General features: G+C 27.8%; 25 protein-coding genes and 7 tRNA genes. 20 read left to right on the forward strand and 12 right to left on the reverse strand.

Features of this window, described 5'->3' with window-relative positions; all coding sequences use genetic code 11:
* Positions 1-146 precede the first annotated feature (146 nt).
* From IQC44_RS06070 to tlyA, 7 genes are read right to left on the reverse strand one after another with little or no spacing between them, the layout of a single operon-like run.
* The gene (locus IQC44_RS06070) at positions 147-938 is read right to left on the reverse strand and encodes a YihY/virulence factor BrkB family protein (protein ID WP_198305460.1); all 792 of its coding nucleotides are present in this window, start codon (positions 936-938) and stop codon (positions 147-149) included.
* 1 nt (position 939) lies between these two features.
* Positions 940-2328, reverse strand: coding sequence for an FAD-binding oxidoreductase (locus IQC44_RS06075; RefSeq protein WP_198305461.1), 1389 nt, complete (start codon positions 2326-2328; stop codon positions 940-942).
* Positions 2325-3308: a plasminogen-binding N-terminal domain-containing protein gene (locus IQC44_RS06080; RefSeq protein ID WP_198305462.1), complete on the reverse strand. Its 984-nt coding sequence runs from the start codon at positions 3306-3308 to the stop codon at positions 2325-2327. Before IQC44_RS06080 ends, IQC44_RS06075 begins: the two co-directional genes overlap by 4 nt.
* Positions 3308-3820 carry a thioredoxin-dependent thiol peroxidase gene (bcp, locus tag IQC44_RS06085; protein WP_198305463.1) on the reverse strand — a complete coding sequence of 171 codons (513 nt, stop codon included), beginning with the start codon at positions 3818-3820 and terminating at the stop codon, positions 3308-3310. The genes IQC44_RS06080 and bcp overlap by 1 nt, the downstream gene beginning before the upstream one ends.
* A gap of 46 nt (positions 3821-3866) precedes the next feature.
* The gene (gene cmoA, locus IQC44_RS06090) at positions 3867-4574 is read right to left on the reverse strand and encodes a carboxy-S-adenosyl-L-methionine synthase CmoA (protein ID WP_198305464.1); all 708 of its coding nucleotides are present in this window, start codon (positions 4572-4574) and stop codon (positions 3867-3869) included.
* A 19-nt stretch (positions 4575-4593) separates the two neighbouring features.
* Positions 4594-5436, reverse strand: a complete 843-nt coding sequence (locus tag IQC44_RS06095; protein WP_198305465.1) for a bifunctional riboflavin kinase/FAD synthetase — start codon at positions 5434-5436, stop codon at positions 4594-4596.
* Positions 5399-6106 (reverse strand): 23S rRNA (cytidine-2'-O)-methyltransferase TlyA, encoded by a 708-nt coding sequence (gene tlyA / locus IQC44_RS06100; protein WP_198305466.1) that lies wholly within the window; start codon positions 6104-6106, stop codon positions 5399-5401. The genes IQC44_RS06095 and tlyA overlap by 38 nt, the downstream gene beginning before the upstream one ends.
* 14 nt (positions 6107-6120) lie before the next feature.
* On the opposite strand from tlyA, the gene IQC44_RS06105 reads away from it, so the two are divergent.
* Positions 6121-6693 carry an IMPACT family protein gene (locus tag IQC44_RS06105; RefSeq protein WP_198305467.1) on the forward strand — a complete coding sequence of 191 codons (573 nt, stop codon included), beginning with the start codon at positions 6121-6123 and terminating at the stop codon, positions 6691-6693.
* A 29-nt stretch (positions 6694-6722) separates the two neighbouring features.
* Positions 6723-8216 carry a type II secretion system protein GspD gene (locus tag IQC44_RS06110; RefSeq protein WP_198305468.1) on the forward strand — a complete coding sequence of 498 codons (1494 nt, stop codon included), beginning with the start codon at positions 6723-6725 and terminating at the stop codon, positions 8214-8216.
* Here IQC44_RS06110 and IQC44_RS06115 read toward each other — a convergent pair whose 3' ends face one another.
* Genes IQC44_RS06115 through murA form a run of 3 tightly spaced genes read right to left on the reverse strand, consistent with a single transcriptional unit; the run spans position 8217 to position 11155 of the window.
* Positions 8217-8822 (reverse strand): HNH endonuclease, encoded by a 606-nt coding sequence (locus tag IQC44_RS06115; protein ID WP_198305469.1) that lies wholly within the window; start codon positions 8820-8822, stop codon positions 8217-8219. It abuts the gene before it with no gap.
* Positions 8823-9887, reverse strand: coding sequence for an HdrB C-terminal domain-containing protein (locus IQC44_RS06120; protein WP_198305470.1), 1065 nt, complete (start codon positions 9885-9887; stop codon positions 8823-8825).
* Positions 9887-11155: a UDP-N-acetylglucosamine 1-carboxyvinyltransferase gene (gene murA, locus IQC44_RS06125; RefSeq protein WP_198305471.1), complete on the reverse strand. Its 1269-nt coding sequence runs from the start codon at positions 11153-11155 to the stop codon at positions 9887-9889. Before murA ends, IQC44_RS06120 begins: the two co-directional genes overlap by 1 nt.
* Before the next feature lie 103 nt (positions 11156-11258).
* Here murA and IQC44_RS06130 point away from each other — a divergent pair, with 103 nt between their 5' ends.
* The 3 genes from IQC44_RS06130 to IQC44_RS06140 are packed head-to-tail and all read left to right on the forward strand — an operon-like array spanning position 11259 to position 14629.
* On the forward strand, positions 11259-12137 hold the full coding sequence (locus IQC44_RS06130) for a DMT family transporter (RefSeq protein WP_198305472.1): 879 nt from the start codon (positions 11259-11261) through the stop codon (positions 12135-12137).
* A gap of 21 nt (positions 12138-12158) precedes the next feature.
* Positions 12159-12959: a 3-deoxy-8-phosphooctulonate synthase gene (kdsA, locus tag IQC44_RS06135; RefSeq protein ID WP_198305473.1), complete on the forward strand. Its 801-nt coding sequence runs from the start codon at positions 12159-12161 to the stop codon at positions 12957-12959.
* Positions 12960-12973: 14 nt separating this feature from the next.
* Complete coding sequence (locus IQC44_RS06140) at positions 12974-14629, forward strand: sensor domain-containing diguanylate cyclase (protein WP_198305474.1); 1656 nt, start codon at positions 12974-12976, stop codon at positions 14627-14629.
* Between the two features lie 40 nt (positions 14630-14669).
* On the opposite strand, the gene IQC44_RS06145 is transcribed toward IQC44_RS06140, so the two are convergent.
* On the reverse strand, positions 14670-14978 hold the full coding sequence (locus IQC44_RS06145; RefSeq protein ID WP_198305475.1) for a monooxygenase: 309 nt from the start codon (positions 14976-14978) through the stop codon (positions 14670-14672).
* 132 nt (positions 14979-15110) lie between these two features.
* Between IQC44_RS06145 and ribH the strand changes: the two genes are divergently transcribed.
* The 11 genes from ribH to IQC44_RS06200 all read left to right on the forward strand — a co-directional run bounded on the left by ribH (position 15111) and on the right by IQC44_RS06200 (position 18280).
* Positions 15111-15581, forward strand: coding sequence for a 6,7-dimethyl-8-ribityllumazine synthase (ribH, locus tag IQC44_RS06150; protein ID WP_198305476.1), 471 nt, complete (start codon positions 15111-15113; stop codon positions 15579-15581).
* 1 nt (position 15582) lies between these two features.
* The gene (nusB, locus tag IQC44_RS06155) at positions 15583-15981 is read left to right on the forward strand and encodes a transcription antitermination factor NusB (RefSeq protein ID WP_198305477.1); all 399 of its coding nucleotides are present in this window, start codon (positions 15583-15585) and stop codon (positions 15979-15981) included.
* 2 nt (positions 15982-15983) lie between these two features.
* Positions 15984-16682, forward strand: a complete 699-nt coding sequence (pyrF, locus tag IQC44_RS06160; protein WP_228286269.1) for an orotidine-5'-phosphate decarboxylase — start codon at positions 15984-15986, stop codon at positions 16680-16682.
* Between the two features lie 82 nt (positions 16683-16764).
* Positions 16765-16854: transfer RNA gene (locus IQC44_RS06165), tRNA-Ser, on the forward strand.
* A gap of 2 nt (positions 16855-16856) precedes the next feature.
* Positions 16857-16933 (forward strand) — tRNA-Ile (locus IQC44_RS06170).
* Between the two features lie 72 nt (positions 16934-17005).
* Positions 17006-17082, forward strand: a tRNA-Gly gene (locus tag IQC44_RS06175).
* Between the two features lie 33 nt (positions 17083-17115).
* Positions 17116-17192, forward strand: a tRNA-Met gene (locus IQC44_RS06180).
* A gap of 15 nt (positions 17193-17207) precedes the next feature.
* Positions 17208-17284, forward strand: a tRNA-Met gene (locus IQC44_RS06185).
* A gap of 18 nt (positions 17285-17302) precedes the next feature.
* Positions 17303-17379, forward strand: a tRNA-Thr gene (locus IQC44_RS06190).
* A 19-nt stretch (positions 17380-17398) separates the two neighbouring features.
* A tRNA-Gln gene (locus IQC44_RS06195) sits at positions 17399-17473 on the forward strand.
* Between the two features lie 312 nt (positions 17474-17785).
* A complete protein-coding gene (locus IQC44_RS06200) occupies positions 17786-18280 on the forward strand; it encodes a hypothetical protein (protein ID WP_198305478.1) in 495 nt (164 codons plus the stop codon).
* Here the strand turns inward: IQC44_RS06200 and IQC44_RS06205 are convergent.
* A complete protein-coding gene (locus IQC44_RS06205) occupies positions 18277-18600 on the reverse strand; it encodes a hypothetical protein (protein WP_198305479.1) in 324 nt (107 codons plus the stop codon). The two genes, IQC44_RS06200 and IQC44_RS06205, sit on opposite strands and share 4 nt — an antisense overlap.
* Positions 18601-18724: 124 nt before the next feature.
* On the opposite strand from IQC44_RS06205, the gene IQC44_RS06210 reads away from it, so the two are divergent.
* Genes IQC44_RS06210 through IQC44_RS06225 form a run of 4 tightly spaced genes read left to right on the forward strand, consistent with a single transcriptional unit; the run spans position 18725 to position 21407 of the window.
* The gene (locus tag IQC44_RS06210) at positions 18725-19588 is read left to right on the forward strand and encodes a radical SAM/SPASM domain-containing protein (protein ID WP_257120178.1); all 864 of its coding nucleotides are present in this window, start codon (positions 18725-18727) and stop codon (positions 19586-19588) included.
* Positions 19581-20384: an EI24 domain-containing protein gene (locus IQC44_RS06215; RefSeq protein WP_198305480.1), complete on the forward strand. Its 804-nt coding sequence runs from the start codon at positions 19581-19583 to the stop codon at positions 20382-20384. Before IQC44_RS06210 ends, IQC44_RS06215 begins: the two co-directional genes overlap by 8 nt.
* On the forward strand, positions 20381-21121 hold the full coding sequence (locus IQC44_RS06220; protein WP_198305481.1) for an inositol monophosphatase family protein: 741 nt from the start codon (positions 20381-20383) through the stop codon (positions 21119-21121). Before IQC44_RS06215 ends, IQC44_RS06220 begins: the two co-directional genes overlap by 4 nt.
* A gap of 31 nt (positions 21122-21152) precedes the next feature.
* Positions 21153-21407: a YfhL family 4Fe-4S dicluster ferredoxin gene (locus IQC44_RS06225; protein WP_198305482.1), complete on the forward strand. Its 255-nt coding sequence runs from the start codon at positions 21153-21155 to the stop codon at positions 21405-21407.

A 21407-nucleotide genomic window follows, 5' to 3' on the forward strand; every position in this document is an offset into this window, starting at 1 on the left:
TAATAACTATCTTTCGTTTCTCTGATAATTCTCTTGGTGTTAATTTTCTAGCATCTATTTTTTCCATAAAACATTATACTATAATTAAGATTATTTATCGGTGAAGTAATAAATTGAAAATAAAGATTATGGAGCTTGTTTTATAATTAAAATTTAATATATTTTTTTGACTCATTTATATTTAATCTATGGCAAATTTTTATTCCAAATAAGTATATAATCCAAGAGATATATATCCATAAAAAGGTAAAAAGTAGGGTTGCAAGAGAGCCATAAATTGTTGTATATGTTTTATTATAAACTACATAATAGACAAAAAGGTTTTTTGTAATACTAAGAGTTGCTAGAGTTAAAAATGATGAAATTAAGACAACTTTTATAGATAGTTTTTTATTAATACTAATTTTAAATAGTGCAAAAAACATAAACCAAGTAAATAAAAAGCTAGAGATAAATTTAAAAATACTGTTTTCATGTAAAGAGTTTGCATAAGTTATAGCTATGAAAATAGCTGGAAATACAATAAAAAGAATTAAGTATATGAAAAATGATTTATAAATAGCTCTTCTTTGTGTTTTATGAATTTTATTTACAATATAATCATAATCTTTAAAAAACATTACAAATACAAAAAGCATATATAAAATACCTATAAATCCAAGTTTATTTGAGTTCGAAATGTAGTTTTTTAGGCTTTCAACAATCTCTGTTGAGTGTGTTGGGTTTAAAAAGTCAAATAAGAAATTTGTAAAAACTTCTAAATATGAGTTGAACTCTGGAAAACTTGATATTATCGCAATTCCAAGAGCAATAATTGGTAAAATTGAAAAAATAGTAAAAAAGCTAAGACTTGCTGCATAATAAGTAGTGTCATCATTGAAAAATGAATCAACACTAGATATTATTTTTTTTATAATTCCAATTTCACCATTTTTCAATTTACAATCCCATTTTAAATGGATTTAAAATATTATTTGGGTCAAAAGCTTTTTTAATGCTTCTAAATAAATTCATTTCAGCATCTGTAAATGCAATATTCATAAATGGTGCTTTTGAGATACCAATTCCATGTTCTCCACTTAAAGTTCCACCCATATCAACAACAAGTTGGAAAATCTCTTCAATAGCTTTGTGTCCATCAGCCATCTCTTTTTCATTTGTTTTATCTTTTACCATAACATTTACATGGATATTTCCATCTCCTGCATGTCCAAAACAAGGAACTTGGAAACCATATTTTTCACCAATTTTATAAATCTCATCAAGAGCTTCTGGTAATTTACTTCTTGGAACACTTATATCTTCATTTAATTTTTTTGTTCCAAAAACCATAGTTGCTGGACTTGCATTTCGTCTTGCAAACCATAGCTTTTTACCTTCTTCTTCATCTTTTGCCTCTATAAAATCAATAGAACCATTTTCTTTAAAAGATTCTTTTAAAATATTTAATTGCTCATCAATTTCAGCAATACTAGATGCATCAACATCACCTATTAAAATCCCACCTGCATTTTCAGGTAAATCTATATGTGGAAACTTTTGTTTTAAAGCTTTTATTACTAAAGAGTCTAAAAACTCCATAGCAACAGGGTTTGCTCCAGCTGCTAAAGATTTAAAAACAGCAGTCATAGCACTATTTACACTAGGAAAAACTCCCATATATGTTTTTTTGAATTTTGGTTTTGGAATAAGTTTTAAAGTAATTTCAGTAATAACTGCCAAAGTTCCTTCACTAGCTATTAAAATTCCTGCTGTGTTGTAACCTGCAACATCTTTGATAGTTTTTTTACCAGCTACGATAATATCACCATTTGGAAGAACTGCTCTTAAAGCCATAACATAATCTTTTGTAATACCATATTTAGCAGCTCTCATACCACCAGCATTTTCGCTTACATTTCCACCCAAAGTTGAGTACTCTTCACTAGCGGGATCTGGTGGATAAAAAAGTCCAACTTCTTCAACTGCTTTTTGAAACTGCATATTTATAAGCCCTGGTTGAACAACTCCAACCATATTTTGCATATCAATCTCAAGCAATTTATTCATATGTCGCTCAAGGCTAAGAATAATTCCACCATTTGATGGCAATGCTCCACCAGTAAAGCCACTTCCAGCACCTCTTGGAACAATGATAATTTTATGCTCATTGCAATATTTTAAAATATCACTTACATCTTGTTCATGTCTTGGAAATACGATAGCATCTGGCTCAAATCTGCTTCTTGTTGCATCATAACAAAAAGCAATTAAGTGAGCTTTATCGCTTTTTACATTTTCATCTCCAACAATAGAAACTATATAATCTAAATGTTTTTTATCTATCATCTTTTTAATCCTAAAATATTTTTATAGTAGTCATTGTACGATAAATTTTCATTTCCCCAAATAAATGAGATTTGATAAAATGGGCTTTCTATATCTTCAACTCTTGTATAAAAAGGTATTTGTTGCTCTTTTTGGTCAAATGTAAATTTGTAAGAGTCCAATATTGTAAATGTTTTAGCATCAACAACATATATTTTTCCATCTAAAACAAAGAAAACAGTTCCTAAATTTTGCTCAATTGCAAACTCTTGAATATCGTCTTTTGTTGGATAAGGTCTATTATTGTATTTTAATTTTGCAGCAAAAATATCTGAATGAATAAAATTATTTTCATTAAATTCACTTCTTACAGCTTGGAATGTATCAAAATTTGGAGTTATTAAAAGAGATGAATTATACATATAATTTAAAACTAAAACATCATTTAAAGCAACTCCTCTATTTGTTGTTGGAAGAGCCTCTTGTTTTAAGTCATCGAAGCTGAAAAATTCAACAACTGAAGAGTTTTCATTTGAGCTAATTACTTTTGCATTTGCAACTATTGATCTTTTATCATTATCATAAATATGAACAACAATTCCTGATTGACCAACTATTAAATTTCCAATATCAATAGTACTTTTATTACTCTCTAAATTTGTTATTTTTGTACCAATTGGTCTAGTAGAAAATGCAACTTGTTTGTTTGCAGAGCTAATTTGTGGAGCATTTTTTAAACCATCTGTTTTATAGAAATAGTATGAGTAGTTTAATTTTCCATCTACTGTTGCTACTTGAATATCCAAAATACTCCAACCATCTTTTTTCATATCATTAACAGATAGTTGATTGTGGCAAACAACTCCATTTAAAGGTGTTGTTTCAATTTCAGATGGAGATGTAACTCCATTTTTATAGCATATTGTCTCTTGAGCAAATAGGCTACTTGAAAATAGTGTACAAGCACCAACTAATAAAACTTTATTTAAAAACTTCTTCATTATTTTTCCTTTGATTGTAACTCTTCTAATTTTTCTTTTACTTCATCAACATGTAAAACCTCGATTTTCTCACCTTTTACACTTTTTGTTTTTCTTACATTTACTTTATCCCAAATATATGCAATCTCTCCTTTTGGATTTATTATAAAAGTTGTTCTAACCACTCCCATAAACTCTTTACCCATAAATTGTTTTAGTTGCCAAACACCAAAATCTTGGCATATTTTTTTATCAACATCTGCTAAAAGAGTTATTCCTAAATCATATTTTTCAATAAATTTTCTATGTTTTTCTGTATCATCAGGGCTTACACCAATGATTGTTCCATTTAAGTTGTCAAAAGCGAATTGATTATTTGTAAAATCACAAGCTTCTGTTGTGCATCCTGGAGTTAAATCTTTTGGATAGAAGTATAAAACTATCCAATTTCCAACAATATCTCTTAAACAAATCTCTGTGTCATCTTGATTTGAAGCACAAAAACTAGGGGCTTTATCTCCAATTTTTAACATATATTTTCCTTTTTTTAACTTTTAAAGTGCTTTAACAATAAAGCTTTTATTTAATTGCTATAAATGTAGCAAAATTTACCCATTTGAAAATCATTTCACAATGGCTAAATCCAGCATCTTTTATCATTTTTTTATTTTCATCTTCAGTATATGGAATCAAAACATTTTCCAAAGCTTCTCTTTTTTGAGAAATTTCAAACTCACTATAACCTTGAGTCTTTTTAAAACTATAATATTCATCTATAAATTGCTTATTTAAAGTGTTATTTTGTGAAACTAATTTTTCACTAAAAATAAAAATACCACCATCTTCTAAGCTATCATAAATTTTTTTTACAAGTTTTTCTCTTTGAAGAGGTCTTATAAACTGCAAAGTATAGTTTGAAAAAACAGTATTTGCACCTTTTAAATCTATATCAAAAATATCATTACAGATAAACTCTATGTCAACTCCAAAAGCTTTTGCTTTTTTAGAAGCACGTTCAAGCATAGCACTTGAATTATCTATTCCAATTAAATTTAAATCTTTATTGCAACTTTTTGATAATTCAATCAAAGTTGTACCAGTTGAACAACCTAAATCATAAACTTTTGAACCATTTTGCAAAAAATTATTTGCAAAAATTATACTTAATCTTTGCATCTCTTTATAAAATGGAACAGAACGGTCTAGCATATCATCAAATACTGAAGCTACTTCTTCATCAAATTCGAACTGTTTTGAAATTGTTTTATTAAATACTTTATCTGTCATCTTTTATTTTATCCAAATATTAATAAAAATATTTTCTTGCAATATTTATATCGTTTAAAATCTCATTTTTTAACTCTAAAAATGAGTCAAATTTTTTATTTTCTCTAATTTTTTCTAAAAATTCAATAGAGATATTTAAGTTCTCAAACTCTATATTTTTATCTAAAATATGGGTCTCTATTGCAAATTGATTATCTGTTGTTTCTCTATTTCCAATAAAACTAACAGAATCATAAGAGATATTATCAATATTTGTTTTTGTGATATAAACTCCATCTTTTGGAAGTAAAAAATCATTTATCCTTAGATTAATAGTAGGAACAAAGTCGCTTTTTCCTAAGCCTTGCCCTTTTATAGCAAAACCATATATTTTATAATTTTTTCCTAAAAAGCTATTTGCTTTTTTTATATTGCCATCTTTTACAAATTCTCTAATATATCTTGAGTGAATTGGTAAATTTTCAAATTTTATCTCATTTATAATCTCTATTTCACCATCAAAAATTTCTTTTAGTGATTCGCTATTGTATGCTCTATTTTTCCCAAAGCAAAAATCAAAACCAACTACAATCTTTCTTAGATTTACAAACTCCTCTTTTAGAAGTTTTATAAACTCAAATCCTTCTAATTTTTTTATATTTTCCAAAACATAATAATATATTGGATAGTTTGTGTACTCTTGTCTATGTTTATTTGGAGTCAAATTTGCATATCCTGTTTCAATACAAACAATTGCTCCTTTATCTCCTAATTTTGAAAAGAGTTCTTGATGAGCTAAGTGCATACCATCAAAACCACCAATTGCTATATTTTCTATATCTCTTTTATTTACTAAAATAGAAGAGTTCTTCATTGTTTCCATCTTTCCCTTGAACCTTGCTAATAGAGTTTTTTTCTAGTTTCCAGTTTAACTCTAAAGTTTTTGATATAAATTTTTCTTTTGCTAAATCTATTGCTTTTTGATCTTTTACAACACCTTTTTTATCTCTTTTTACATTTGTTCCCACTTCAAACTGTGGTTTAAAAAGTATTATAATCTTTTTAAAATTTAGTGAATTTATAGCATTTAAAATATTTAAAATAGATATAAAAGATACATCGCAAGTAATAATATCAAAACAAATATCACTTTTAAAATCTCTAATATCACAGTTTTCAAAGAATTCTATTTTTGGATCTTTTTTTATTCTTTCGTGGAGTTGATTAGTGCCAACATCTACACAAATTACTTTTTTTACACCATTTTCAAGTAAAATTTGTGTAAAACCGCCTGTGCTACTTCCAATATCCAAAGCTGTTTTTTCTTTTAAATCTAAATTTAATTCATTTAAAAAATATTTTAATTTATATGCAGCTCTTGAAACATAAAAATCCTCTTCAAGAAGTTCAATATTATGGCTGTTTTCAACTATAAATGAAGCTTTTGATATAATCTTGCCATCTACTTTTACTTTATTGGATTTTATTAATTCAAGTGCTTTGTTTCTACTTTGAATATCAAAGTTTTTTGTTAGGTATAAATCTAGTCTCATGGAAGGAATTATAATTGAAGTTTACAAAAAAAGAGTTTAGTGCCACAATAGATGAAAAAAAATCAAAATTTATATCTTATCTTGTTCCTTATGGTGATTTTTCAAAAACTATGGAAAAATTAAGGCAAGAGCATCCAAAAGCTGTACATTTTGTATATGCTTACAGATATTTAAATGAGTTCTTTCAAGTTGTAGAAAATTCAAGTGATGATGGAGAGCCAAGAGGAACGAGCGGAAGACCTGCTTTAGCAGTTTTAAGTGGAGCTGAAATAATAAACAGTGCAGTTATAATTGTGCGATATTTTGGTGGAATAAAACTGGGAACTGGTGGTTTGGTTCGTGCTTATGGAGATAGTGTAAATGAAGTTATAAAAGTTGCGGAGTTTTTTCCATACAAAAAACTTGAAAGTCATATTTTAGAGTGTGAATATAGTTTATTGGGGCAAGTTGAGTATATTTTAAGTCAAAATAGTGTTCAAATAGAAGAAAAAATATTCGAAACAAGTGTAAAAATAAAAATAAATATAGAAAAAGATGATTTTAATAATCTGAAATCTTTACTTCCAAGAGAAATTAAGCTAGTATAATAATTTATTAAATTATTAAAAGGCTTAACATGAGATTTTTTATAACTATCCTATTTCTTGGAATTTTAAGTATAAATCTAAATTCAAAAGAGTTAATTAATATAAATCTTGAAAATTTAAAACTAGATGAGTTTGTTTTAATTGTTTCAAAGATACTAAATAAAAATATTTTAATAAGCGAACCAATTGAAGGGTTTGTAAACTTTTCTTCCAGTAAAAAACTATCAAAAGATGAGCTACAAAATATTTTGGATATTAGTCTAAGAGAAAAAGGCTATTTTTTAAAAGAGGAAAATAATTTTTATAAATTGGCAAAACTAAGTGATATTGAGGAGAAATCTCTTATTACAAAAATTATAAATCTAAAAAATGTAGATGGAGCTAATCTTTTAAAAATATTGGAAGAAATTGTAAATAAAAGAGTTTTTAAAGAAGGAAGTCAAAAACCTATAATAAGTTTTGATAATGAGTCAAATTCTCTTATTTTAATGGCATCTAGTGATGAAATGGATAATTTATTAAGCTTGATAAATGATTTGGATGTAGAGCAATCTCAAGTTTATGTACAAGCGAGAATTATAGAGTTAAATGATGAAATGCTTGAAAATATAGGAATTTCTTATGGGATTTTTGGTGGAAAAGTTGGAAATCATAATCTTTCAACTTTTTCATCTAGTTTAAATGGTGGAAGTAACTCTACAAGTGTTGTAAAAGATATTTTAAATCTTAAAATTCCAGATATAACTTCTGGTTTGGCTTTGGGAGCTAGTTTAAATTTATTAAAACAAAATGGAGCTTTAAATATTGTCTCTGAACCTTCAATTTTAGCTATAAATAATAAAGAGAGTTCTATTTATGTGGGAGAAAAAATATCTGTTCAAACTTCAAGTAGCGTAACAGATGGTGGAACTCAAAGAACAAATTTTCAAAGAGAAGATGTAGGATTGACTTTAAAGGTAAAACCCAGAATTTCTAGTGATACAAAGGTTGTTTTGGAGATAAATACTCTACTTGAAGGTGTGAAAAATAAATCTGTTGGAGCTGGTGAAAACCCTGATACTTTAAAAAAAGAGATAAAAACAACAGCTATTTTAAATAACGGTGAAAGTGTAATAATTGGTGGGTTAATAGAAAATAAAAGTGAACAAATAGAGCAGAAAATACCAGTTTTAGGAGATATACCACTTTTAGGAAATGCTTTTAAAAATGATGTAAACTTAGGTAAAAAGAGCAATTTAGTAGTGATTGTAACTCCTTATATGATACCAAAATCAAAAGATATAACTTTTGTGCGAAATGAGTTGGCACAACTTAAAAATCTTGAGGATATTTATCTTCAAGATAGTCTAATAAGAGTAAAAGAAGAGGCAATAAAAAAAGAGCAAGAGAGTAAAAAAGCTTCCAAAAAAATAAAAGAGTTAGATGAAAAATTAATGACTATAAAACAAGAAGTTCCAAAAAAAGATAAAAGAACAGCTGAAGATAAAGCAAAAGAGATTTTTGATAGTCTTAATCCTAATTAGTTAATCAACTATAAATTTTAATAAATCATCATAAAGTTTTAAAGAGTTTATAACAGATGATTTTTGTAAATTTGATTCTATTATTTTGTTGCAATCAATACAAAGAGTTATGATATTTTCAAAATTATAACCTCCACCATCTTTTATAGGTCTTACAAAAGATGTGTAAACTTCGTTTAAACTTAGTAGATTTTGACCACATCTTGAACAAGATTTATTATCCCTTGTATATGCAAACTCTTTTCTTTGTAGCCAATCATTTGGGTATGATGAAGTTGGTGGATTATCTATATATGTAGGCCAAAGTTTCTCTTTTGCTATTGCTTTTTGAGTTGATTTTACAAAATTGTAGCTATAAAATTGGTTTGCAATATCTTCAATTATTAGAGTTTTTCTAACTTTTATATTCTTCTCTGTTTTCGATAAATCGATTATCTTATAATCTATAGTAATTTTTGGATGATACCTTTTCATATAGAGTTTTATATTTTTTATGAAGAACTCAAATTTATTATCATTTTTATTTATGATTTTAGATTTAAATAGTAAAAAATAGGCACTTATAATAATTAATACAAAAATAACAATATAGATTAAAAATTCCATTTATATAATCTTTGGATTGATTTTATGATTTTTAAAACTTTTTTTAGCCTCTTCAAAATTATCACTTGATAAATATATAAGCTCATTTATATGGATAATTGGAAGAGGAATTTCTCTATTTGAAATTTTTTCTATCTCTTTTAATTTGTTGTTGAAAATAAAAAAATCTTCACTATTAAAAACAAGTAAAAAATCAGCTCCACCATCAAAGGCACTTAATAAAATTTGAGAAGCTACAAAGTAAGTTAATTTTGGATTTTCTGCAAAAGTATCTAGTTGCAAATTTAAATCTAAATTTTCCAAATTTAAGAAATTTGCTTCAAGTTTTTCTAAAAAGTTATTAAATTTAGAATCTTTGTTAAAACAAGCAATATTAAAGTTATTAAAATTATGTTTGATATTTAAATCTATTTTTATATCTTCAAAATTTATAGTTTTAAAAGAGTTTTCTTTTATAACTCCTAACTTTTTTTGAAGTTCTTTAATATTTTTTTCTATATTTAAATCAAAGTTAAAAATTCTATTTTCCAAATTTGTATGAAAACTTGCTCCATATTTTTGCTCTTTTAGAACTTTTAGAATTTCATCTTTTAGGTTTGGATTTTTAGTTATTAAATTTGATGCCAAAAGAAGTAGGGCATCCCCTATATAATTATCTTTAAAATTTAGACTATTTGAAGCATAATAGAAGATTTTTTGTTTAAGATAAAACTCTTTATCTTCAAAGTTACAAAACTTCTCCAAGATTTTGAATTTTGAATGAAAATCATCTTCATTTATTAAAAAATCTTTAAATACTCTTTTTATTGAAATCGGCTCAATTCTTAAATCTTTACCAAATCTATTTATAATTTTTTCCAAAGATGTTGAAGCTTCCATAAAAATATTATTAACAACAAAAATAGTACTTTGAGAGTCAAAAAATGAGAATTTCTTAACTCTATAAATAGCTCTTAAAATATCTAATAGATTTTTTTCATCTTTTAATTCTAAAAAATGTTTTGTGTAATATGGAAGATAATCGCTATCTTTGTCAAATCTAAATAGAGAAATTTCTAGTTCCATTAATTCTCTTTCAATCTTTTTATATCTGCACCAATATTTACAAGTTTTCCCTCTAAATCTTCATATCCACGATCTAGATGATAAATTCTATGAATATTTGTTTCACCATCTGCAACCAAAGCAGCCAAAACAAGTGCTGAAGAGGCTCTTAAATCTGTTGCCATAACATCTGTACCACTAAGTCCACCTTTTTTCCCAATAATTGTTGCTATATTTCCATTTAGTTGAATGTCAGCTCCTAATCTTGAAAGCTCGCTTGCATGCATAAATCTATTTTCAAAAAGTCTTTCATCTATTGTGCTAGTTCCCTCAGCTTGAGTTGCAAGTGCCATAAATTGAGCTTGCATATCTGTTGGAAAAGCTGGATATTCACTTGTAATAATATTTACAGGCAAAATTTTTGATGTTGGGAAAATTGTAAGTTCATTTTCTTTTACATCTATTTCAAAATTCATCTCTTCAAGTTTAGAAGTAATGGCTTCAAGATGAGCAGGAATAATATTTTTAATAGTTAGCTTTTGATTTGTAATAGCTGCAACACACATATATGTTCCAGCTTCAATTCTATCAGGAATTACAGCAAATGGCTTAATATCAAGAAGCTCTCCACCTGTTCCTTCAATTGTGATTTTGGATGTTCCGATACCTTCAATTTTTACTCCAGCACTTGCTATTACTTCACAAAGTTGCACAATTTCAGGCTCTTTTGCTGCATTTATAATAGTTGTAACTCCACTTGCAAGTGCTGCTGCCATAACAATATTTTCAGTTCCACCAACTGTAACTTTATCAAAAACAATTTTTGCACCTTTTAGTCCATTTGGTGCTGTTGCTTTGATATATCCTTGTAAAATCTCTATTTTTGCACCCATTTGTTCAAGTGCTTTTAGGTGTAAATCAACAGGTCTTTGTCCTATTGCACAACCTCCAGGAAGTGAAACTTCACAATGCCCAAATCTTGCTAGTAGAGGACCTAAAACCAAAATAGAAGCTCTCATAGTTTTTACAATATCGTAAGTTGCTGTTGTGTTATTTATAGTGCTAGTGTCGATTGTGGCACTGTTTTTGCCTTTTTCAAAACTACCACCTAGCATTTTTATAAGCTTTAAAAATGTGTTTATATCTGCAACATCTGGAAGATTGCTTATGATAGTCTCATTTTTTGCCAAAATTGTACTTGCTATCAAAGGAAGAGCTGCATTTTTTGCACCTGAAATAGATATATCTCCACTTAATTTTTTGTTTCCAACGATTTTTAAATAGTCCATAAGTTTCCTAAAAAATTTTAATAAAATAGCAAATATTTTATCCAAAACTTACTTTAAATTACTATTTAGCTATACTTTCGGCTTTTATTAAATAAGGATACTTTTGGAAGAGAATGTAAATAAAGGAATAAAATATATGCTTCTTGCTTCTTTTTTGTTTGCTCTTATGGGAGTTACAGCAAAAGAGTTAAGTGATAATTTAACTACAATAGAAGTTGTATTTTTTAGAAATGTTTTTGGAGTTTTTTTTATACTTTTTTCTATTTATAAATCGCCTTTAAAACAAATAGGTGGAAAGTTTTGGTTACTTATTTTTAGAGGAACTGTTGGCTTTTCTGCTTTGCTTTTTTTCTTTTATAATATTGCAAATATTCCTTTGGGAGAAGCTATGACTTTTTCAAAAACTTCTACCATATTTACAGCTATTTTGGCATATTTTTTCCTAAAAGAGCATATTGGTTTTAAAGGTTGGATTGGAGTATTTATCGGCTTTATTGGGATTTTATTTATAGCAGAGTTTGATGGAAGTACTCTTAAAAAAACAGATTATTTAGGAATACTTTCTGGTGTTGGAGCAGCCTTAGCCTATACATCTATAAGAGAGTTGCGAAAATATTACGATAGCCGTGCAATAGTTCTGTCTTTTATGGCAATGGGGACAATCTTCCCACTAATTTTTATGATAATTAGTGAGTTTTATACAAACTCTAACTTAGATTTTATGCTAGGTAGATTTATAATGCCAACATCTTATGAGTGGTTTATTATAGTTTTATTGGGAATTTTTTCAACCTATGCACAAATATATATGACAAAGGCTTACTCTTTTGCAAAAGCTGGAATTATAGGCACAGTTTCATATAGCAATATCGTATTTTCTATAATTTTGGGGCTTTTTATGGGAGATAGTTTTCCGTCGTTTATAGTTTTTTTTGGTATTATATTAATCGTAATTAGTGGAATTTTAGTAAGTAAGAAATGATAAAAAAAGGAAATTAAATAGATGTTAAAAGTTATGACAGGACCTTGTGTTTTAGAAGATATGGATACAGTTTTAAAAATAGCTGAAAAATTAAAGCCTTTAAGTGAAGATAAAAGAGTAGATTTTTATTTTAAAGCTAGTTTTGACAAGGCAAATCGTACAAGTTTAAGTTCTTTTAGAGGACCAGGGCTTGATGAGGGATTAAAAATATTTGAAAAAATAAAAAAAGAGTTTGGCTACAAAGTTGTAACAGATATTCACGAATCATATCAAGCAGCACCTGCAGGTGAAGTTATGGATATTTTACAAATTCCTGCTTTTTTGTGCAGACAAACAGATTTACTTGTAGCTGCTGCAAAAACAAATGCAAAAATAAATATCAAAAAAGGGCAGTTTTTGGCAGCAGATGCTATGAAACACCCTGTTGAAAAAGTGCTAAATACTAGAGGAATAGATGAGGTAAGCTATGAAAATAGCGAAAAAGCTGGAGTTTGGCTATGTGAAAGAGGAAATACTTTTGGTTATGGGGCTTTGGTTGTGGATATGAGAAATCTTATTTTGCTTAGACAATATGCTCCAGTTATTTTTGATGCAACTCATAGTGTGCAAATTCCAAGCACGGGTGGAACAACTGGTGGAAATAGCTCATTTGTGCCATATATGGCAAGAGCAGCTGCAAGTGTTGGGGTTGATGGTTTCTTCTTTGAAACACATATTGACCCAAAATCTGCAAAAAGCGATGGACCAAATATGCTTCATATTGATACTTTATATAAAACTATGGATGAAATTTTTGCTATTAAAGAAGTTTTGGGAAATTAAGATAGGATAAAAAAATGAAAAAAACAGTTCTCTTACTGGCTCTTTTAATAAGTTTTTTATTCTCTTTTGAATCAAAACCGATTGATTTATCAACTTATAAATGGGAGTATAGATGGGGTGATTCACCTTTTGAAAATAGTACTCCACTTTGGACAAAAGAAGACAACAATCAAGAGTGGAAAGAGATACTATTTCCTAGCAACCCACCAGATAGAGGCTCTCAAACAAATGTTTGGTATAGAGTAAAACTTCCTAGCTCTTTGCCAAATGATGCACATTTATATATTTTTAGTGTTGATTTGATTACAGAAGTTTATTTTGAAGGCAAAAAAATATATCACTTTGGAACTTTTGATGAATTTGGAAAAGGTAAGTTTGAAGGATGGCCTTGGCATCTTATATCTTTAGATAAAAATAGTGAAGATAAATATCTCTATTTTAGAGTCTTTTCAAACTATTTAGATATAGGACTGTGGGGTGAGGTATTAATTGACTCAAAGGGAAATATTTATGAAAAGTTTTTAGATAATGATATTCCAAAAATTATTATAGGTTCTATCTCTATTTTTGTATCAGTTCTTTTTCTACTAACATTTTTCTCAAAATTTAGAAGCAAAGAGATTGCAATTTTGGGATTACTTTTTTTAACTCAAGCTTTAAATGTGTTTTTTTCTGTAAAACTTATAAGACTGTATTTTGATTTTCAAGTTATACATCAATATATTTTGGCTTTCTCTTATTTCTTTTTTCCTTTGGGGATAGCTTATTTTATAGATAAAGCTATCATCTTTAAAACACCATTTAATATAATAAGAAGAATATGGCAAATTCATCTTATATACTTAATTGCTGCATTTTTAGGTTCTATATTAGGACTCTTTCCTTTGGTATCTACTTATCAATATTTCGATATTTTTTACAATTTAATAACTTTGCCTATCTTGACAATTTTTATAATTTATTTCTTTTTCAAAGGCGATAAAAAAATAAAGATGATTACTTTTAGCTTTTTTATCTTAGCTTTATATTGGGTTTATTCAACTATGATTGCTTTGGGTATTGTTACTTGGAAAGAGTATCCAAGTGATATTGTGATACTTATTTGTTTGTTGATTTTGGCTTATTCTATGATTGATAGAATAAACTACACAAAAGAGCTAGAGTTGGCAAAAGAGGAATTAACTAAACTTTCAAGAACAGACTCTTTGACGAAATTAAATAATAGAAATGAAATAGATAGAGTTTTAAAAGTATGTGAAAAAATATATAATAGATATAAAGATTCTTATTTTTCTATTATTTTACTTGATATTGATGATTTTAAACATGTAAATGATACTTTTGGACATCTTGAAGGAGATAAAGTGCTAGTTTCTTTAGCTTCAATATTAACAAATGGAACAAGAGATGTAGATATTGTAGGAAGATGGGGAGGAGAAGAGTTTATAATCATTTGCCCAAAAACATCACAAAAAGATGCAATAGTTTTAGCTAATAAATTAAAAGATGATGTAGCTAGTTTTGATTTTGGAATAGTTGGTAAAAAAACTGCAAGTTTTGGAGTTAGTGGCTTTAGAGAAAATGACACTATAAATGAGCTTATATCAAGAGCTGATAATGCCTTATACTCTGCAAAAAGAAATGGTAAAAATAGAGTCGAAGATTTATAAGCGATAGTTTTGGAAATATCGCTTATATTTATCTTTTGAATTATGCTAGAAAATCAGCTTTGCTAATCTTACTTAACTCTTTGTTTGCTTCAAAAATTTTGGCTCTTATATCTTTGTATCCAAAGCTTTCAAGCCTTTTTGTATGCATTTCTTTGTATCTTTTCGCATTTTCTAAATCTTTAAAATAGTAAATTCCACCAGCTGTTTTTTCATTTTTGTTTTCTGTCCAAATTTTCCATAAAAGCCCATCTTCAGAAGCAATATCTTTTGCTAAATCTGTAAAAGCTTTGCTAAACTCATCTCCAAAGATTCCATCGTGTGGAAAATCTACTTGTAAAATATATGCCATTTTTGCTCCTTTTTCCTATTTTTATAAATACTTTACAACAATTTTGCTTATTTTATATTGTATATAAGCTTCCAAAATTTAAGAAGATTTTGTGTATAATCAGAACTTATTGAAAAGATTTTGGAGAATAAAATGAGAATAATAGAAGGTGTTTTAAGATTAAAAGGGACTGAAAAAGTTGCAATAATAAATGGAAGATTTAACCATATAATCACAGATAGATTAGTTGAAGGAGCAAAAGATGCTTTCAAAAGACATGGTGGAAATGAAGATAATTTAGATTTGATTTTAGTTCCAGGTGCTTTTGAAATCCCTTTTGCATTAGAAAAAGCATTATCAAGTGGAAAATATGATGCAGTTTGTTGTGTTGGTGCAGTTATAAGAGGAGCAACTCCACATTTTGACTATATTAGTGCAGAAGCTACAAAAGGAATAGCAACAGTTGCTTTAAAATATGGAAAACCTGTATCAAACGGTGTTTTAACTACTGATTCAATAGAACAAGCAATCGAAAGAGCTGGTTCAAAAGTAGGAAATAAAGGTGCAGAAGCAATGGTTACAATAATTGAAATGCTAGATTTATATAGCGAAATGGAAAAATAATTTGGCAACAAGAACACAAGCAAGAGAGTCTGTAGTTGGGCTTTTATATGCCTATGATTTAGGTAATATTGAGATAGTAAAGTTTGTAGATGAACTTCTTGAAGAGAAAAAAATAAGAAATAGTCAAAAAGAGTTTGCTTTAAATTTATTTAATGGAACTATAAAAAATCTTGATACAATTAATAAAGAGATAGAAAAATATATCACTCAAGGAACATTAGAAGATGTTGGAAGTGTTGAGAAATCTATTTTAAGATTGGCTATTTATGAGATTTTATTTGAGAATTTATCTAAAGCTATTGTTATAAATGAAGCAATTGAGTTGTCAAAAAAACTGGCAAGTGATGGAGCTCCTAAATTTATAAATGCGATTTTAGACCAAGTTAAAAAAGAGAAATAGTTATGAAAAAAGATATGAGACTTTGTGTATCTTTGGATTTAGAAAGTAGTGCTGAAAACTTAGCTCTTGTTGAAAAAATCAAAGATTATGATGTATGGCTAAAGGTTGGGTTTAGAACATATTTAAGAGATGGAAAGAAGTTTTTAGAAGATTTAAAAGCTATAAATCCAAACTTTAAAATCTTCTTAGACTTAAAGCTATATGATATTCCAAATACTATGGCTGATGCGGCAGAGGATATTTCTAAATTTGGGCTTGTTGATATGTTTAATGTTCATGCAAGTGCTGGAATTGAAGCTATGCAAACTGTTATGAATAGAATAAAAGATATTCCAAATCGCCCTTTGGTTTTGGCTGTAACTGCACTTACATCTTTTGACAATGTTGGTTTCAAAAAAATTTATGGTGAAGATATAGATAAAAAAGCAAGAGAGTTTGCAAAAGCTACATTTGAAGCAGGGCTTGATGGTGTTGTTTGTAGTGCTTTTGAAAGTTTAGATATTAAAAATAGTACTTCAAAAGAGTTTATTACTCTATGTCCTGGAATTCGTCCTTTTGGAGAAGATAGCCAAGATCAAAAAAGAGTTGCAGATATAAATTTCTCAAAAGAGAACTCTGTAGATTTTATAGTTGTTGGTCGTCCTATCTATAAAAATAGTGATCCAAAAGCTGTTGTTGAGAGAATTTTAGAAAATATTTAGAATAAGTATAAAATTAAGGGATTTTTAAGGGGTTTATCCTTATAATTCCCGTCCTAATTTAATGAATATTAGATTAGTTATAGGACAGTTGGGTGAGTGGCTGAAACCACCTCCCTGCTAAGGAGACGTACTGGCAACGGTACCGAGGGTTCAAATCCCTCACTGTCCGCCACTGGGTCGTTAGCTCAGCTGGTTAGAGCACTCGGCTCATAACCGAGTGGTCGAAGGTTCGAGTCCTTCACGACCCACCAGCTAAAAGATATTAAGTTTTTTTTAATATTTTTTTAGATAACATTTCAACTCCTTTTTTAAAAGGTTTTTATGCGGGAGTAGCTCAGTTGGCTAGAGCTTCTGCCTTCCAAGCAGACTGTCGCGAGTTCGAGTCTCGTCTCCCGCTCCACTTTTTTAAAGTGATGTTCTTTTATTTTTTTATCGCGGAATAGAGCAGCTAGGTAGCTCGTCGGGCTCATAACCCGAAGGTCATAGGTTCAAATCCTATTTCCGCAACCAATTTTAGTTTTTAAGGTCAAAGTAGCTCAGCTGGCTAGAGCGCTGGTCTCATAAGCCGGAGGTCGAGAGTTCAAGTCTCTCTTTTGACACCATTAAAACAAAGTAAAAGTGCTGGTGTAGCTCAGTTGGCTAGAGCAGCTGATTTGTAATCAGCAGGTCGGGGGTTCGACTCCCTTCACCAGCTCCACTTTTATTTATAATCCTTCTGGGGTATCGCCAAGCGGTAAGGCAACGGTTTTTGGTACCGTCATCCGAAGGTTCGAATCCTTCTACCCCATCCACTTTTTTTAAATCAAAAAATAATCTTTCATTTGTTAAAATATCAATCCAAATTTAAAAAAATAATTTATAGATAAAGTAGTTTAATGCCAACATTAGAGTTAATTTTACCAGATAAACTGTTATTTGTTTTTTCTAATATATCGTTAATCTCTTTTTGTTTTTTTATCTCTTTTATTTTTGCAAAACTTTTTAAAAGCTTTTTTATATTTTTTATTTTTTTAATATCTTTAATCTCTATATTTTATGGAGATATTTTTTTAAAACACACAATTAGAACATATCATATATTATTTAAAATGGATAGTAAGATTTTGATAAAAGCTCAGAAAAATCAAAATAATAAAATTGATAGCCTAGATATAAAAGAGATATACACTTATCCTTTAAGAAATAGGGCCTTATTAAATTTAAATGATAAGTTTACTATTTCAAAAACACATGAAAAATATATAGAAAAATTTATTGATATTGGTACATATTCTACGAGATTTAATAGACATAGTTATGACACGCAAAGAGTTTATTTAAATGGAAATATTGGAGGTTTTGAAGAGAAACCAAGGTATGAAGTTTTAAAGAAAGATGCAAGTGTATTTTTGTCTAGTTTATATACAAAAGAAGAGTTTTTATTTAGAGATAAATTAAGTAATATAGTAATAGCAACAGCTTTTAATTTAACTTTTAAACCAAGTCAAGATAGATTTAGAAATAAAAATCTATTTTGGAATTTAGAAAAGGAAGAGGAGTTTAATCCTAAACCTATTCAGAATTTTGATAATATTTATAAAAAATTATTTATGAATTAGATGAAGTTTCCTAATTCATCACCTAAATATTCATCTACTTTTTTGATTAATTCTTCAAAAGATATAGAACCATTTTTATTAAAAAGAACTATCTCTTCTCCAAAATCATTTTGTATAAAATGTTCATTTTTTAATACATCTTTATAAAGGTCTTGAAGCTCTTTATCGCTTTCATCTTTGTTAAATAAAAACCAGTTACAAGTTGTATCTTCAACTCTTAAAAGCCCATAATTTTTGCTTTTATCTACATAATCTTGAATTGTTCCATTTTCAAATCTAGCACCAACAACCATATCATCTTCATTTAATATCATTTCCATATTTAGCCTTTATTTTTTAGGGATTATATTTAAACTATTTTTAGTAATCGATTATTTTGTAATTATTAGTTACAATCACATAAAAATTTAAGGAAAAATTATAAAAAAATTTAGAAAAGTTCATATTGAACTTACAAATATTTGTAATCTCAAATGCAGTTTTTGTCCACCAAAACTTTTTCCAAATAAAATTATGAATTTAGAGTTTTTTGATAGATTAAATGAGCAAGTAAAAGAGTTTACAGATGAGTTAGCTTATCATATTGTAGGAGACCCACTTGTTTTAGGGAATTTAGAAGAGTATTTAAATATTAGTTTAAAACACAATCTTAAAGTAAATATCACAACAACAGCAAATAATATTTCTCAAAAACATTATAAAGCTTTATTGAATGCTTCAATAAAACAGATAAATTTCTCTTTAAACTCATACAATGCAAACTCTCATAAGAAAAGCTTTGATGAGTATTTAGAGCCAATTTTGGAGTTTGTAAAGTTTGCTCAAGAGCAAAAACATGAATATTTTATAAATTTTAGAATTTGGAATTTGGATGAAGAAAAAAGTGCAAAAGAGTTTAATGCAAAAGTTTTTGAAAGTTTAAATGGCTTTTTTTGTTCAAATTTGGATATTGAAAATATATATAAAGATAAGCCAAAAAATATAAGAGTTGCCAGAAAGATTTTTATAAATTTTGATGAATATTTTGTTTGGCCAAGCCTAAAAAACGACTTTGTAAGTAAAACTGGATTTTGTTATGGATTAAATTCTCACTTTGGGATTTTGGCAAATGGAACTGTTGTTCCTTGCTGTTTGGATTTGGATGCAAGTATAAATTTAGGAAATGTGCATAATAATACATTAAAAGAGATTTTGGCTTCAAAAAGAGCAAAAGATATGATAAGTGGTTTTAAAAACAATGTTTTAGTTGAAGAACTTTGCCAAAAATGTGAATATAGAACTAGATTTGAAAAGGATAAAAATGGGTGAATTTGATATTTTAAAAAGAAGTTTTGAAGATTTTTTTACAAGCTCTATTTTAAAACTTGCATTTATTCCACTAATTGTTACTTTGATTATATTGTATTTGACTTTTTTTGGTGTAGTTGGTTTTGGTTTTGAAACTTTACAAAATATGGCAAATACAGCTCAAAATGGTGGTGAAGTCCTAATCGATGAGAATGCACCATTTTATTTTGTTTGGCTCACTTATTTATTGGTTTTTGTCTTTAAATACTCGTTTATTTCAACTTTCGCTATAACTTTGATATATTTAATAGGTGCAATTTTTCTATTTCATTTTGGAATTATATTAACTCTATTAGTTATAGGTTTTTTAACTCCAAATATCGTAAATATTTTGCATAAAAAACACTATTCTCATCTTGTTTTAAAGCCTTTTGGAACTATAACAAATGCTATATCAAATGCAATAAAAGCTATATTTGTAATGCTTTTTTTATATATAATATTTATTCCTTTGTATTTTGTGCCTTTGATAAATATTGTGGCATTTTATCTTCCTTTGTACTACTTTTTTCACAAACTTCTAAATTTTGATGTAGCTAGTACAATTTTAAGTAAAAATGAGTATCAAGAGATTTATAAAAAAAATCCTATGCCTTTTAGATTAAGAACATTTGCTTTATATTTTATCTCTACAATTCCATTTATTACACTATTTATTGCTGTTTTTTATGTGGTTTATCTTTGCCATTCATATTTTATAGAACTTGAAAAACTTTACAAAGATATGAAATTTATTGAAAGTAAGAGTGAAATATGAGTTTAGAAATTATAAAAAATAAGATTATAGAAGCAAATATTGAAATAATGGATTATTTGGAAAATTCTTTGAAAAAAGAGGATTTTGTATATACAAATAAAATTGGTTTTGGTGGAGATAATGCACTAAAAATTGATTTGATACTTGAAGATATTTTTATAAAAAAATTGTCTGATTTTGGAAATATTTTTAGTGAAGAGTGCGGTTTCTTGGACTTTAAAAAAGAGTTTACTTTTATAATTGACCCACTTGATGGTAGTAATAATTTCTTCTCAAATATCCCATATTTTGGGACAAGTATTGCAATAAAAAAATCAGATGAGATTGTAGCTGGTTTTGTTTGTAATCTAGCTAGTAAAATCTTGGTTTATAGGGTTTTAGATGAAGATATAAAATATTTCTCTTTGAGCAAAAAAAGGATTATAGAAAAAATAGAAAATAGTAGCTCAAAAGTTGCTGTTTTTGAAAGAGGTTATAAATATCCAAAGATTTGTAATAGCTTAAATGATAAAAATATAAAATTTAGAATTTTAGGAGCAACAGCTTTAAGTTTAGCAAATGCAAGAGATTATGATTTTGTTCTTTTTAGAGGAGAAATGCGAGATTTTGATATTTTAGCTGGTTTATATATTTGTAAAGATTTATATATTTATAAAGATGAAGATTTAATTTTTATAACCAAATATAAAGATAAGTTTGACTATTTTAAAGAAAATATTAAAGATTTTTGGGTATAACTCCAAGATAAAAATTATAGTAGGAAGATAAATGGCTTTAATAATTATGGATGAGTGTATTGCATGTGATGCCTGTAGAGAAGAGTGTCCAAACTATGCTATTGAAGAGGGAGATCCAATTTATGTAATTGATCCTGATCGCTGTACAGAGTGTGTTGGACACTATGAAGAGCCACAATGTGTTGAGGTTTGCCCTGTTGATTGTATTATTTTAGACCCAGATAACGAAGAGACAATGGAAGAGCTAAAATTTAAATACGAACAATTAATGGAAGAAGAAAACTAA

This window comes from Arcobacter vandammei (genome assembly GCF_016106035.1).
Taxonomy (GTDB): Bacteria; Campylobacterota; Campylobacteria; order Campylobacterales; family Arcobacteraceae; genus Aliarcobacter; species Aliarcobacter vandammei.

What these genes read in the sequence shown, in the direction of transcription:
- IQC44_RS06205 (WP_198305479.1), bottom strand. Translation starts at nt 18,600, where the DNA reads ATGGAAATGATATTAAATGAAGATGATATGGTTGTTGGTGCTAGATTT.
- IQC44_RS06095 (WP_198305465.1), bottom strand. Translation starts at nt 5,436, where the DNA reads ATGGAAACAATGAAGAACTCTTCTATTTTAGTAAATAAAAGAGATATA.
- IQC44_RS06110 (WP_198305468.1), top strand. Translation starts at nt 6,723, where the DNA reads ATGAGATTTTTTATAACTATCCTATTTCTTGGAATTTTAAGTATAAAT.
- bcp (WP_198305463.1), bottom strand. Translation starts at nt 3,820, where the DNA reads ATGTTAAAAATTGGAGATAAAGCCCCTAGTTTTTGTGCTTCAAATCAA.
- pyrF (WP_228286269.1), top strand. Translation starts at nt 15,984, where the DNA reads ATGAAAAAAGATATGAGACTTTGTGTATCTTTGGATTTAGAAAGTAGT.
- IQC44_RS06225 (WP_198305482.1), top strand. Translation starts at nt 21,153, where the DNA reads ATGGCTTTAATAATTATGGATGAGTGTATTGCATGTGATGCCTGTAGA.
- IQC44_RS06115 (WP_198305469.1), bottom strand. Translation starts at nt 8,822, where the DNA reads ATGGAATTTTTAATCTATATTGTTATTTTTGTATTAATTATTATAAGT.
- kdsA (WP_198305473.1), top strand. Translation starts at nt 12,159, where the DNA reads ATGTTAAAAGTTATGACAGGACCTTGTGTTTTAGAAGATATGGATACA.
- cmoA (WP_198305464.1), bottom strand. Translation starts at nt 4,574, where the DNA reads ATGACAGATAAAGTATTTAATAAAACAATTTCAAAACAGTTCGAATTT.
- IQC44_RS06145 (WP_198305475.1), bottom strand. Translation starts at nt 14,978, where the DNA reads ATGGCATATATTTTACAAGTAGATTTTCCACACGATGGAATCTTTGGA.
- IQC44_RS06140 (WP_198305474.1), top strand. Translation starts at nt 12,974, where the DNA reads ATGAAAAAAACAGTTCTCTTACTGGCTCTTTTAATAAGTTTTTTATTC.
- murA (WP_198305471.1), bottom strand. Translation starts at nt 11,155, where the DNA reads ATGGACTATTTAAAAATCGTTGGAAACAAAAAATTAAGTGGAGATATA.
- IQC44_RS06220 (WP_198305481.1), top strand. Translation starts at nt 20,381, where the DNA reads ATGAGTTTAGAAATTATAAAAAATAAGATTATAGAAGCAAATATTGAA.
- IQC44_RS06215 (WP_198305480.1), top strand. Translation starts at nt 19,581, where the DNA reads ATGGGTGAATTTGATATTTTAAAAAGAAGTTTTGAAGATTTTTTTACA.
- IQC44_RS06120 (WP_198305470.1), bottom strand. Translation starts at nt 9,887, where the DNA reads ATGGAACTAGAAATTTCTCTATTTAGATTTGACAAAGATAGCGATTAT.
- IQC44_RS06075 (WP_198305461.1), bottom strand. Translation starts at nt 2,328, where the DNA reads ATGATAGATAAAAAACATTTAGATTATATAGTTTCTATTGTTGGAGAT.
- tlyA (WP_198305466.1), bottom strand. Translation starts at nt 6,106, where the DNA reads ATGAGACTAGATTTATACCTAACAAAAAACTTTGATATTCAAAGTAGA.
- ribH (WP_198305476.1), top strand. Translation starts at nt 15,111, where the DNA reads ATGAGAATAATAGAAGGTGTTTTAAGATTAAAAGGGACTGAAAAAGTT.
- IQC44_RS06080 (WP_198305462.1), bottom strand. Translation starts at nt 3,308, where the DNA reads ATGAAGAAGTTTTTAAATAAAGTTTTATTAGTTGGTGCTTGTACACTA.